The organism is Bacillus songklensis, assembly GCF_042649685.1.
GTDB classification, from domain to species: Bacteria; Bacillota; Bacilli; order Bacillales; family Bacillaceae_H; genus Bacillus_BA; species Bacillus_BA songklensis.
Window position 1 is genome coordinate 1 of record NZ_JBHRZT010000026.1, and the last position, 13,422, is coordinate 13,422.

The following is a 13,422-nucleotide window of genomic DNA, read 5'->3' on the forward strand; positions in this document are numbered from 1 at the left end:
TCAATCAAAACCCTTGGTATTACCGGATTTATATAACGGTCCATTTTGCGTGGGGTGACTCAAAAGGGGCGATTTTTCTCCTTTTGAGTCACCCCCTTTTCCTACTCTGTCCTTGCCTTTATTACCAGCTGGCCTTTTTCAATCCTGGAATTTGGCCTTTATATGCCAGGTCGCGCAGACAAATGCGACACAATTTAAATTTGCGGTAAATAGAGTGCGGACGTCCGCATTTGCTGCAGCGTGTGTAATTTCTAACCTGGAATTTTTGCTCTTTGTTTCCTTTGAGAACAAGTGCTTTTTTAGCCATAAAAATACCTCTTTTGTTCATCAGATATTCTCACACTCGTTTTGTTTTTACCATATAATCCATCAAATATTGAACAAAAACCTCGTCTCTTACAAGCCATGCGGAATAATTTCTTTTCAAATAGTTTTCCCCTTCTTGAAAGGTTGTAAAGGTTTGTTCCATTTTTACTCCATTGTGTTCAACAGCCCATCTATTTTCGTCTTCAGGATAGAGAAAAAACGTTTCCTCCATTCGATTTTCATACAACGAACCAAATGAAGTATCTTTCAGATTATATCGGTTTCTCTTTGCATCCTCGCGTAAAGGTTCAAGATGAAAGGTCTCAGTCACAAATTGTCTGTAGGTTTCTTCATTTAAAGAGCAACCTGACGCCTTCGCATGGCCACCTCCCCCATACTGGCCCGCAATTTCAGATACATCCACATGATCGTGAATCGTTCGAAACCCCATTCGTTTTCCGCCGATATTCAGAATGGCAATGTAATCAAGGTGCGGATATTCTTTCCCCAATTCGTTTCCGAGTTCAGAGTGATAAGATTCGGCATACACGATACCGGCAACATGTTCGCCTATAGGAGCTTGTACCAGTTCTCTTCTTTTCCGGCGAATATAGCGCTCGATTTTGTCCTCTTCCATATCCAGTATCTTTTCCTCAAACTCGTCAAAGAAGAAATGATCGCTATTTTTAAGTCGTTCCACCATTTTATCCTCGAATTCGTCGATTGACACAAGGAAAAACAGAGCATTGAGCCTTTGGGCTGCCTGGTTGTCATTTCTCTCCCATTCCCAGGTGTCATATTGCCTGACAAGCTCCACAAACTCGGCAATGGCGTTCGACGGCTCCATCATTTCATTCTTAACGAGATACTCGTAAAACAAAGAAGTGGCTGAAGTCAACTTGCCCTCCTCGTCCTCGACCACGATATGCCCCCACTCGTAATCGTTAAAATGCAAGGCTGTTTTATGGTGATCCAAGAGCTGCACTTTTCCTCCTGCCCGATGGAAGTCATCGAGCCTATTCTCGTTTTCTTCGTTGACGGATAAATCGGTAATGAATAAAAAAGTTTGCTTATCACCATTTTCCAAAAACCATTCCACTTCATGATTGAGACCTGCAATGGAGTTATAGCGGACTTTTACTTGTTCCCCGAAAGCGAGCTTTGCTAAAATGCCGCAGCCCACTCCATCTAGATCATTATGTGATAATACTCGATACATGTTCTTCACCCCTTCACATAGTATGGTTTCAACAAGTGAAAAATATTGGGGTGAACCCACAAAAAGCCGCGCTGTTGTTCCCCTTTACATGGAATAATTAAAATACTAAAAGGGCGAGTCATCCCGACTCGCCCCTCTCATTCAATTATCAATAATGATGTAGATCTTGGAGTACATAATAATGATTACTGCTCTGTTGATTCTTCAGTACCTTCGTCTGTCGTGCCGTCTTCTGTTGTCTCGTCTTCTGTTGTCTCGTCTTCTGTTGTCTCGTCTTCTGTTGTGCCGTCTTGTTGTTCTTCCATATCCGTATCATCTTGTTTGTTTGTGTCTTGGCTGCTGCAAGCTGTCATTAAGAAAACTGCCAGTAAAGAACCGAATAATTTGAGCATTAAACTTTTGTTCATACTATGTTCTCCTCTCGATCCATTTATATATTTAGCCGTCAACTGCTTGGCTGCGGCTCTGATTCGATTATATGAAATGTTTTCATACAAAAGTGGCTTTTTACCATTTTATAACACAACCTTTACACACACTTTATCTTTTAATATTTCCTAGGTATTTCCTTATCACTCCTGTCATATAAGCAAAAACCTTCATTTTACGACGCATATCGACATCTTTTAAAAAATAGTTTATAACTAAAGAGACTGTAATTTGTCCATTCTTCCATTACTCGCTATCTATGAAAGTACTGTATCAAGTACAACTTCACTTGGTAGGCGTTTCGCTGCCCATTAGAGCGGTATAAAAATGACAAAATACACGAAAACATATATCCAAAATACCGCAAAATATGCTAAGATTTGAATAACTTTAAAAAGAAATGTCGAAAAACGAAAAATAAGAACTGGAGAAAGACGTTCAAGATGGAAAAACAGCTGCTGATAGAAAATCGAAATCACTTACTGACTAAACTTCTATGGATTTTTTATATGATTCACACGATCGTTTACGTAGTGATTGATCAACAAGTGGATTATATATCGCCATTTGCAGGACTTTTATTTCTTTTTCCGATCACATTTTTATCCTATAAAAAAAAGCACCCGTTTTTAACGATGTATGCGACCATTATCGTTTACTACGGCTATATCACGTATTTGCTCGTACTTGAACCTCTTCTTGTTAATTTAATTTTCCTGTTGTTAGGAATTATTCTTACAATCGTTTATCAGCAAGCGAAAGCCATTGTCGTGTCTTCTCTTCTCTCCCTTTCTCTTTTCATTTACTTCTTTACTACACAATTTGATCGATTACGTTCAGATCTTACACGTCAAGATCTCATTTACTTTATTCTTTTTGGTCTTTTGGCGGCCATATTGTTTTTATATTATACAAAGATTTTAAATGATTTATGGACTGCCGTTCATTTAAAAGCGAAAAAAACAGAGGAAGAATTACATTCTACTCAAGAGTATTTACAATCCTTTTTTACGTTTAACAATGATGCCATTGCAGTGATTGATTTAGAGGGGAAAGTCATTACGGTCAATCCTGCTTTTGAACGCATATATGGATGGAAAAAAGATGAAATTATCGGCATGTCTATCCCTTTCGTCCCTTCTCATTTAAAAAAGGGAGCGTATGAACGATTTAAAAAGGTGTGTGAGGGAGAACAAATCATCGGTTTTGAAACACAAGATCTATGTAAAGACGGGCGAACCATTGAAGTTGAAATTACTATTTCTCCTATTTATGATTCGAAAGGGAATGTCATCGCATTGTCGGAAATTTCACGTGATATCACGGAGAAAAAAGCAACTGATGAATTGCTTCGTCAAGCCGATAAACTCTCATTGGCTGGTGAAATGGCAGCTGGAGTGGCACATGAAATTCGTAATCCGCTTACATCATTAAACGGCTTTATTCAATTAATTCACGAAGACAGCGAGAAATATCATTCATACACTAACGTTATGTTGTCAGAACTAAATCGGTTGAATGCCATTATCGGTGAATTTCTTATGCTGGCAAAACCGCAATCCATGTATTTCGCACCTCATTCTTTTCATGATATTTTACGTGAGGTTATTCTGTTATTTGAAACGGAATGCACATTGAAAAACGTAGTCATTGGTCTCAATCTTCCTGCTGATTCATGTATCCTTTTATGTGATAACAACCAGCTTAAACAAGTGTTTATTAACTTATTGAAAAATGCGATTGAAGCGATGCCGCAAGGAGGATCCATTCACATCGATGCGGCTAAAAAAGATGATCAGCATATGGAAATTCTTATACGCGATACCGGATCAGGCATTCCTCCATCCATTTTAGAACATATTCAAAGACCGTTTTTTACGACAAAAGAAAGTGGCACCGGCCTCGGTCTTGTGGTGACCCAAAAAATCATCTGCCGGCATCAAGGGGACATCTTGATCTCAAGCGAACAAAACCAGGGAACAACCGTGACGCTAACATTGCCTTTATACACGGAAAAATCCGTTCATGCCTAACTCCTTCATACTTTAGAAGGAGTTTTTTTCATTCTAAATCTGTATCCTTATCTCACTCTCTTCTCTCATGTATCCTCCATGTTTTTCCATTATCCTTAAGGTAGAACAAAGGAACAATCAATGGGAGCGTGAACGATATGTTTATGAATGACTATGAAGCAAATATGATTTATGAGCTTGAATATAGACCATACAAAGGAAACAAATACAAAGAGCTTTACCAAAACCAGAAGTGCCATTCCATTCATTTAACTCAGTTGCTGCTTTACATCTTCGGTCCTCATAAATGAGGGAGGATGTATCAGAAAAGCGGAACGAGCCAAGTTACAGCAAAGAACGCTCACATCCTGTGACCAACGTCGACGCTTAAACATCCTGTTCTTCGAAAATGACCGTAGGAGCCGCAGCTGGATAATTTCAAAGCGCCAATTATGCTTTCCTATATAATAAAAAGGATGCTCCATTGCCTATTATAAAGGCCTTCGGAGCATCAAACCTAACGGGCTCTTCCCTTTTTTTCTTTCTCCCATTTACTTTTTAATCTGTTTTTTTACTTCACTTGTCATAATGGTCGTAAGCGTTCTGGCTCTTCGCTCTTTTGACGGCTCTTTCTTGATCGCTTCCATCATGACCGTCCCCATTTTTTGTATAAACTCTTGAAATTCTTCGTCCGTCAAGAACAGGGTTGCCTGGCGATAGCCTGCTCCATCCCGCACAAAATCGAATCCTTCTTGGCTAATATATCTTTCAAAATCACCTAATACAGCTGCCATAAAACGTAAGAAATAATCCATGTGCTCTTCTTTTGTCATGCTGCGAAACTCTTCTGGTGACATATACTCATTGTTTTCCACTAAAGCGTATGTCTTTTCAACGGTACCACGAATGGGGGTCTGATCAACAATTGATATAAATCCGCCCTCTACGAGTTTTTTTATATGACGATATAAGGACGCTTGCGGAACATCCGGCATCGCTTCGCTAATTTGCTGAGCAGTCAATCTTTGTTTTCCGGCTAATACTTGTATAATGCGAAGGCGTACAGGGTGTAAAATTAAATCAGCTTTAGAATTTTTCATAACAACACCTCTGATCAAGAGATTTAGTAAAAAGCATCACTTTTAAATATTATCATTATTGATAATAATGTTATTTTATGAAAGTTAACAGTGTCAAGTTTTTACGTAAAAGCTAAGTTGAAGACTATTGTAGATTTTTGGCTCATTTCGCACGAATAAGCCAAAAATATTAAAAACTAATATCGTTCTTTAACTAAACCTATGTAAAAGAAAGAGGGTGTCCCAAAGAACATACTTGGGACACCCTCCTGCGATGAACCATCATTGAAATCCAGGAAAATCAAGCATAGCGGTGACAGCCCATCACAGAAAAAATAGATGATTACCGTCATCTAGAGGCTTTTGAGCCAGCCCCTTTTCAATCTTAAAGGGTATTTGTTGATGATTGCCCTTTATTTTTCGTTGACATAATTTGCACAACGAGCAATGCAGCAAATAAACCAAACCCAATCATATCCGTAGTGCCTTCTGGAATGATTAACATGATACCGGCTGCAACTGCTAATAAACGTTCAACCACAGCAAGCGGACGATACCAGTACCCGACCATCGCCGCCCCGACTGCAATCATACCTGTGAAGGATGTAATCACGACCCAAGTTAAATTGTACCAAGTTGTGTCGATCATTAGCATCTCAGGGGAAAGTACAAAGATATATGGGATAATAAATGCTGCAATCGCCAGTTTGGAGGAAAGAATTCCTGTTTTGATCGGCTCTCCTCCAGATACACCTGATGCAGCAAACGCTGCCAGAGCGACCGGGGGGGTAATATCGGCGATGATACCGAAATAGAATACAAACAAATGTGCAGAAAGTGCCGGTGCTCCTAACAAAATCAGCGCAGGTGCCGCAATTGTGGATGTAATAACATAGTTAGCTGTTGTCGGTGATCCCATCCCCAAAATTAACGCAGCAATCATTGTAAAGAACAAGGTTAAAATCATGGATCCGCCTGCCAGATCAATCAATCCGTTTGCAAGCTTCAATCCTAATCCCGTTTTTGTGACGATACCAACAATCATCCCCGCTGCCGCTGTTGCTGCTGCAACACCTAGAGCCGTTCTGGCTCCATCTGCCAATGCGTCGAAAAAGTCACGAATACCGATGCGCGTTTCTTTACGAATGGCACTTCCCAAAATGGTAATAACGATTGAAATCAATGCAGAGCGTGTCACACTCATACCAGACATCAATAACACCACAACCGCTATGATTGGAACTAGTAAATAAATATTTTTAAAAATTTCTTTTTTACTTGGAATTTCTTCCTTTGACAATCCTCTTAATCCGATACGCTTTGCTTCAAAATGGGTCATGATCCAAATACCTGCAAAGTAAAGAACAGCTGGAATAGCTGCAGCCTTTGCAATGTCCCAATACGTGATACCTCCGCCGATAAATTCTACCATTAAAAAGGCGGCTGCTCCCATAATCGGAGGCATGATCTGTCCACCTGTTGAGGAGGATGCTTCTACAGCACCTGCAAACTCTTTACTGTAACCAAGACGTTTCATCATCGGAATCGTAAACGCCCCTGATGTTACAACGTTAGCAACTGAGCTTCCACTGATTGTCCCTTGGAGGGCACTGGAGAAAATGGCCACTTTTGCCGGGCCCCCAATGCGGCGTCCGGCTATGAAAATGGATAGATCATTAAAATAATTCCCAACACCCGTTTTCACTAGAAATGAACCGAAAAGAAGAAATAAGAAAATATATGTAGATGATACACCAAGGGGCGTTCCCAAAATTCCTTCTGTTGTAAAAAACATCGTTTGCACGAGGCGTTCCAACGTCAAACCCCGATGTGCCAGGAAGCCTGGCATGTAAGGGCCGTATAAACCATATGCCAAAAAGACAAGTACAATAATCGTAATCGGTAAACCAACCACACGTCTTGTCGCTTCGAGGATTAGCACCATTGCCGCTAAACCGACAAGTAGATCAAGGGAAGTCACTTGACCGACCCGGTTGACCAAATCACCTATAAACAAGGGCCAGTAAGAACCTACAACTAATCCTAAAAGGGAAAAGATGGCGTCATACCATGCAATTTGGCGTTTCCTCTTTTTTTCTTTTCTTGAAGCCGGAAATAGTAGAAAGATTAAAGCCAGTGCAAATCCCAGGTGGATGGATCGCTGAATTTGAGCAGTAAATACACCGAAAATGGCTGTATATAATTGAAATAAGGAGAAGGCTAACAGTCCTCCGTATGCCATCCATTTTAAGACGCCTGTTAACTTTCTCGTATTTGCTTCTGGATCATACTTTTCCATTAGTTCCTGTTGCTGCTCTTCCGTCAGCGCTTCATATTTCATCTGATCTTTGTCCAAGCACGTTCACTCCTTTCAAAACATCCCATAAGCTGATAAGGCGATAATCGATTCGAACCCATGTACCTTCTTTCATGAAAGAGGAAAAAGGGATTTTTCTTCTTTCATGAATGAGGGTATGATTGGCCACGACTTGTCCAATACGCAAGTCAATATAATCAAATGTTCGGTTCATATTGGTGATCATATAATGGCCATTTTTTTCAATAAATTTTTCATTACCTTCGGCATCTGATGGCATCCCGATCGCAAAATCCTCATATTCTAACTGTTTTTGTTTTAACTGTCCTGTATCGCTAACCTCATAGGTTTCAATTACATCTGATAAATGAATAGAATGAGTATACTTCACTTGGAAAGTTGAGCCTTTGTCCATTTTTAAGTAAGCAACTAATTGCCCTGTATTTTCATATTCAAACACAAGCGCAGGCTGAGACGGTACAAAAAGTAGTGAAAAAAACCCTATAACACTAATAAAAAGAATAATGATTGCCTTTTTCATCCTAATCCTCTGACTCTCTTTTCAGTGTAAAGTGATGACAAGAGGGTGATTCAAAAACATAAAGAACATGCTTTTGAATCACCCTCCTGAAAATGAACCGTCCTGCAGGATACAGTAAAACCCTGGGCTTTCTTGACGGTTCATTTCAGTTTAAAAATATGATGGCCTTCTCTTGAAGGACTATGGGCCAGCCCCATCATCACTTTTCTGCTTTTGTCTCATGTATTACTTTAAAAGACCTTTTTCTTTAAAGTATTTTTCTGCACCTGGGTGGAATGGAATGCCGGCACCCTCTACTGCGTTTTCAGCTTTAATCAATTTAGCCTTTGCATGAGTAATCTTGTCTGTATTTTCGAAAATCGTTTTCGTTATATCGTATACCAGCTCTTCATCTAAATCCTCAGTCACGGCAAGCATTGCTTGAACGGCTACTGTTTTCACCTCAGCCTGCAGTTTGTACGTACCTGCTGGCACCGAGTCTTGAATATAGTAAGGGTATTTATCGATTAATGCTTGGATTTTATCGTCAGCAATCGGAATAATGGAAACTTCTTTTGTTGCTGATAAACTTTCAACAGCCCCAGTCGGTGTACCAGCTGTAATGAATGCTGCATCAATCGTTCCATCTTGGATGCCTTCTGTTGATTCATCAAATGATAGATTTTGTGCTTTAATATCATCCATTTTCATGCCATGGATTTCAAGGATTTGCTCAGCATTTGCGTAAGTACCGCTTCCAGGAGCTCCCACAGAAACGGTTTTGCCTTTTAAGTCTTCTACTGACTTAATTCCTTTTTCCTTTAAAGTTACAATCTGAATGGTTTCAGGGTAAAGTGTACCGATTGCTTTAATGTTTTTGATTGGTTTACCGTCAAACATCATTTTTCCCTCTGATGCATAACTGGCTATGTCTGTTTGTGTAAAAGCAATATCCGCGTCTCCGTTACTCAAAGTCTGCATGTTCTCTGCAGAAGCACCGGACGCTTGAGCTGTTGCCGAAGCATCGGTATTGTCTGAAATGATGTCTGCCATTGCTCCGCCGAGCGGATAATATGTACCGCCTGTACCGCCTGTTACGATACTAATCTGTTTCTTTGCACCACTAGTCGTTTTCCCATCGCCGCCGCAAGCTGTAAGAATCATCACCATGGTTAGCAGCAAAACGAAAGAAAAGAGAAACTTTTTACGCTTCATAATTATTCCTCCTCATGAATATATTATCTTTCTTGAAATTTAACCCAATGATAATAATTGATAATATTATCATTGAATGATAACAAGATTGTTATACAATAACACTAAGATTCTATTATTGTTGCACAACCATTGTCAACCATTTCCAATTATTTTTTTGGAATAATATCCCACTTTCTTTTATATCTTTTTCTAAAAATTAAAAACTATTGATTTTATTACTTATTCTTCAATTAACAAATAAAGTTTTACCTTTTATTAAAATTTCTGCACCAATCGCCAAATTTCCTCTATTATCACCCAAGAATAAATTTATAATATTTATAAAACTCAATAAATTATTGTATATTTAATATAAATAATAGAATGATATTTCAAACTATTTATGTATTATTCAATTCTTGGCCTATCCTTAATTATATGAATCCACATAAATAATGTAACATGGACAAAAGCGGTCCATGTTACATTATTTACGCATTAGGCTTTGTACAATATATGTATGCAAAACAAAATGTGAAATTGCCTTAATCCTCTAAAGAGGCGCATAAAAGCCGGTACGGAAAGTCTTTATTGAGGCTTTCCGCACCGGCTTTTTTTAACAGGCATTATAGTTTTTGATCATCGATTTCATTCAAGTATGCTTCAATCTCTCCTACCACAGACTGAACACAGTTTTTTTCAAATGGGGAGATTAGATTCGCTGCTTTGACAAGCTCTGTGAATGATTTTGTTCCTCCTTGTTTGCAAAGGTAGAGGTAATCCTTCCACGCTTCCTGATGGTTTTCGCGATTTCGTTTCCAAAATTGAAACGCACACATTTGAGCTAAAGTATAATCGATATAATAAAACGGATCGGTAAAAATATGGATTTGACGATGCCAAAATCCGCCGTTTTCTAAATAATCGATCCCATCATAGTCTTTATATGGCATATATTTTTTCTCAATCCGACGCCATGCTTGCTTTCTTTCTTCTGGAGATACTTCCGGATGTTCATAGATGTAATGCTGAAATTCGTCCACAGCCACTCCGTACGGCAGAAAGACTAAGGCATCGCTTAGATGGCTGAACTTATATTTCTCCACATCTTCTTTAAAGAACCGTTCCATCCAAGGCCATGTGAAAAACTCCATGCTCATGGAATGGATCTCCGCTGCCTCATATGTTGGCCATATATATTCAGGTATGTCGACATGACGGCTGCAGTACACTTGAAAGGCATGCCCTGCTTCATGTGTGAGAACATCGATATCCCCTGATGTTCCATTAAAATTCGAAAAGATAAATGGAGATTCATGGTTCTCAATGTATGTACAATATCCTCCGCTTGCCTTTCCCTTTTTGGCTGTTAAATCCATTAACTCTTTTTCAAGCATATAGTGAAAAAATTCTTTTGTTTCTTCTGATAGCTCTTCATACATTTGTCTTCCGTTTTCTATGATCCAATCGGCATCGCCTTTTGGTGTCGCATTCCCCGTTTGAAACATAAACCCATCATCGTAATGCTTGAGGCTTTCGACTCCGATTCGTTCGCGCTGACGCTTTTTCAATTCCACAACGAGCGGCACAATGTGCTCATGGATTTGGGCACGATATGCTTTTATCATTTCCGCATCATAATCCGTCCGTGCCAATCGGGCATATCCTAGCTCTATAAAGTTAGAAAACCCTAGTTTTTTGGCGATTCCAGTACGAACCTTTACGAGCTTGTCATAGATCTCATCAAACTTCGATTCATGCTCTTTAAAAAATTCAATTCTTGCTTCTGCTGCTCTCTTGCGCATGTCACGATCCTTCGATTCCAAAAACGGCCCTAATTGTGCCAAAGTACGTTCTTCATCCTCAAACATGATTTTGGCAGAAGCGACCAGTTTCGTATATTCGGATCCTAGTTTATTTTCAAGCTGCAAATCTTCCATGATTTCAGGTGAAAATGTTTTTAATTGTGTTTCCGCTAACGCAAACAAATGCTTTCCCCATTTTTGTTCTAAATCGGCGCGAAAAGGCGAATGAACGAGCGCTTCATAATAGCGATTAATAAAACTTTGCATTTGCGGTTCGGCTTCATCCATAAAATCTTGCTCTTGTTGATAAAACTCATCATTTGTATCAACCGTATGCCGTATATGGCAAATGTTATACATGGTGTCAAATTCAGCACGGATGCGATTAATTGTTTGGATTGCTTCATTCTGTTCTGCTACTGCTTTTGCATATCCAAGCTTCTCAATTGCTTCGTTCATTTGCTGTTCGACTACAGACATGTTAGGGCGATTATATTCATACTCCCGGAATTTCATCATTTTCCCTCTTTTTCCTATATATTTTTTCCATTTTACCAGACGAAGCACAGAACGTGCCAGAAAAGATCACTTTTTACAAAAGGAGGAGCACTTCATCATTCCTTATTATGCCGATAGGTTAATTAGATTAATATACAGCAAAATAAAAGAGCCCGAAGGGGCTCTTTTATTTTGAAGGCACATATCCATCTGCATAATGGCCAAGTTTTTTCAGCAGATCAATTGTTGTTGCTTTTTCATCCGGCGTAAGAACGGATAATAGCTCATGGATGCGCTGTTCATGGCTTGGGAACATACTTTCAATCATCTCTTTCCCTTTTTCCGTAATCTCCGCATACGTCACGCGGCGATCATTCGGACAAGCGACACGCATAAGAAACTCCTTCTTCTCAAGCTTATCGATAACATAAGTAATGCTTCCGCTTGCCAGCAAGATTTTACCGCCAATTTGTTGCAGCGGCTGTCTTCCTTTATGATACAACAATTCTAAAACCGCAAACTCGGTCGGATTCAATCCATGTTGTTGAATAAATTTATGGACGTGGTCATTAATCGCACGGTGGGCTCTTGATAACACAATGAATAATTTTAATGATTGATCTAATTCTTCCCTTTTTACTTGTTCACTCATTTTCCTCATCCTTTAAAGAAAACTTGGCTAATACCGAGACTTCTAGACAATGAATTGCCCGGCTGCCCTTAACGCGCTCATAACAGCAAGCACTAAGGCACTTTCCTGGCTCAGACATTTAGTGGATATTCATATGTTCTGATTAGCCGAAAAGTGTGTATCTCGATTTCAAGATAATAGTACTAAAAACCTTTTCAAATGTCAAACGCCTCCTGTTTCGAATCACCGCCTCCCCTCTAATTATAAGTCCCCTCTATTTTTTATAGGATGGATTTATTAGAGATCGACACTAGGTTTTAACACAGCTATAAGAAAAGTAACGGACAAATGCCTTGTCCTGTTTTCATTCCTGCGGGTTTGCTATAATAAAACGAAGGAATTATTACATAAGGAGATTTATGTCATCAATGAGGCGCCCTTTTATTTCTCAATTAAAAATACGAAATTTACAATTATATTTATTCATCGTCATCTTCCCTTCCATGATTATAAGCGTCTTGTTTACTCAATTGATAACTAATCAACTAGAAGCTGAACAAACCGAACATGCAAAACGCACGGCTTATTTTCACAAGAACTATGTGGACCGGTTTATCAGGGAAACGGTGACAAGGATTGAAACGATTGCCTTAACGTCCAATCCAGAAAAGGAGTCTTATCAATATATCGAGTCGATTCTGGCCAGAGCCCATCAAAAAGATTTGCGCCTTTCGGGATTGTATTTTTGTGATATTAAAGGAAATATGCTGTTCGGTTCCCACCCTTTACAAAAAAAAAATCAACGTCTATGACCGAAACTATTTCCAAAATGTCTTAAAAACAAAATCAACAACTATATCCAATGCTTATTTCGGCCGCTTGACAGGCCGCTATATCGTAACCATCGCTACTCCCATTTTGGATTCGAAACGGCAAATAAATCGAAGAATTAAAACCGATTATTGAATCGGAAGCTCATTTGCACCATATCGAATGTATGCTGTCCCTTCCCAAACATCCGATCTTTATTCATTGTACAAAAGATCAAATTAAACAAGTGTTGTTAAACTTAACGAAAAATGCTCTTGATTCCATGACAACAGGCGGCATTCTCAGGCTCTCGGTTACAAAAGACGATCATCATTGTACAATTAAAGTAAAAGATACCGGAACAGGAATTCCACCCGAACAATTAAAAAAGATTTTCCATCCCTTTTTCACTTCAAAAGATACCGGCACCGGGCTCGGCCTTATGGTGTGCAAGCGAATTGTCGAAATGTACGGCGGAACCATTTCCATTGAAAGCATCGTAAATAAGGGAACGGAAGTATCCGTTAAACTTCCATTAAGTCATGGCTAACCATAGGAGGGCTGACTTGGGAAGCATATCGAACACGCTTCCCAAGTCA

General features: G+C 39.2%; 12 protein-coding genes. 3 read left to right on the forward strand and 9 right to left on the reverse strand.

The genetic code is table 11. The features are described from left to right. Nucleotides 1–121: 121 nt before the first annotated feature. From ACFOU2_RS07110 to ACFOU2_RS07120, 3 genes are all read right to left on the reverse strand, one after another. Nucleotides 122–307 carry a type Z 30S ribosomal protein S14 gene (locus ACFOU2_RS07110; RefSeq protein ID WP_377913663.1) on the reverse strand — a complete coding sequence of 62 codons (186 nt, stop codon included), beginning with the start codon at nucleotides 305–307 and terminating at the stop codon, nucleotides 122–124. 30 nt (nucleotides 308–337) lie between these two features. Beyond that, complete coding sequence (locus tag ACFOU2_RS07115) at nucleotides 338–1,525, reverse strand: DHH family phosphoesterase (protein ID WP_377913665.1); 1,188 nt, start codon at nucleotides 1,523–1,525, stop codon at nucleotides 338–340. Nucleotides 1,526–1,710: 185 nt separating this feature from the next. Then, complete coding sequence (locus tag ACFOU2_RS07120; protein ID WP_377913667.1) at nucleotides 1,711–1,932, reverse strand: hypothetical protein; 222 nt, start codon at nucleotides 1,930–1,932, stop codon at nucleotides 1,711–1,713. 465 nt (nucleotides 1,933–2,397) lie between these two features. Between ACFOU2_RS07120 and ACFOU2_RS07125 the strand changes: the two genes are divergently transcribed. Continuing rightward, nucleotides 2,398–3,987 carry an ATP-binding protein gene (locus tag ACFOU2_RS07125; protein WP_377913669.1) on the forward strand — a complete coding sequence of 530 codons (1,590 nt, stop codon included), beginning with the start codon at nucleotides 2,398–2,400 and terminating at the stop codon, nucleotides 3,985–3,987. Between the two features lie 530 nt (nucleotides 3,988–4,517). On the opposite strand, the gene ACFOU2_RS07130 is transcribed toward ACFOU2_RS07125, so the two are convergent. The 6 genes from ACFOU2_RS07130 to ACFOU2_RS07155 all read right to left on the reverse strand — a co-directional run bounded on the left by ACFOU2_RS07130 (nucleotide 4,518) and on the right by ACFOU2_RS07155 (nucleotide 12,034). After that, nucleotides 4,518–5,066 carry a helix-turn-helix domain-containing protein gene (locus ACFOU2_RS07130; RefSeq protein ID WP_377913671.1) on the reverse strand — a complete coding sequence of 183 codons (549 nt, stop codon included), beginning with the start codon at nucleotides 5,064–5,066 and terminating at the stop codon, nucleotides 4,518–4,520. 364 nt (nucleotides 5,067–5,430) lie between these two features. Further along, a complete protein-coding gene (locus ACFOU2_RS07135) occupies nucleotides 5,431–7,386 on the reverse strand; it encodes a TRAP transporter permease (RefSeq protein ID WP_377913825.1) in 1,956 nt (651 codons plus the stop codon). Continuing rightward, the gene (locus ACFOU2_RS07140; RefSeq protein ID WP_377913673.1) at nucleotides 7,376–7,903 is read right to left on the reverse strand and encodes a DUF1850 domain-containing protein; all 528 of its coding nucleotides are present in this window, start codon (nucleotides 7,901–7,903) and stop codon (nucleotides 7,376–7,378) included. The genes ACFOU2_RS07135 and ACFOU2_RS07140 overlap by 11 nt, the downstream gene beginning before the upstream one ends. A gap of 225 nt (nucleotides 7,904–8,128) precedes the next feature. Continuing rightward, entirely contained in the window at nucleotides 8,129–9,097 is a 969-nt protein-coding gene (locus ACFOU2_RS07145) for a TAXI family TRAP transporter solute-binding subunit (protein WP_377913675.1), read from the reverse strand. A 608-nt stretch (nucleotides 9,098–9,705) separates the two neighbouring features. Then, nucleotides 9,706–11,400 (reverse strand): M3 family oligoendopeptidase, encoded by a 1,695-nt coding sequence (locus tag ACFOU2_RS07150; RefSeq protein WP_377913677.1) that lies wholly within the window; start codon nucleotides 11,398–11,400, stop codon nucleotides 9,706–9,708. A gap of 169 nt (nucleotides 11,401–11,569) precedes the next feature. After that, nucleotides 11,570–12,034: a MarR family winged helix-turn-helix transcriptional regulator gene (locus ACFOU2_RS07155; protein WP_377913679.1), complete on the reverse strand. Its 465-nt coding sequence runs from the start codon at nucleotides 12,032–12,034 to the stop codon at nucleotides 11,570–11,572. A 407-nt stretch (nucleotides 12,035–12,441) separates the two neighbouring features. Between ACFOU2_RS07155 and ACFOU2_RS07160 the strand changes: the two genes are divergently transcribed. After that, nucleotides 12,442–12,825: a hypothetical protein gene (locus tag ACFOU2_RS07160; RefSeq protein WP_377913681.1), complete on the forward strand. Its 384-nt coding sequence runs from the start codon at nucleotides 12,442–12,444 to the stop codon at nucleotides 12,823–12,825. Nucleotides 12,826–12,992: 167 nt separating this feature from the next. Further along, a complete protein-coding gene (locus ACFOU2_RS07165; protein WP_377913683.1) occupies nucleotides 12,993–13,373 on the forward strand; it encodes a sensor histidine kinase in 381 nt (126 codons plus the stop codon). The last annotated feature ends 49 nt before the right edge of the window (nucleotides 13,374–13,422 follow it).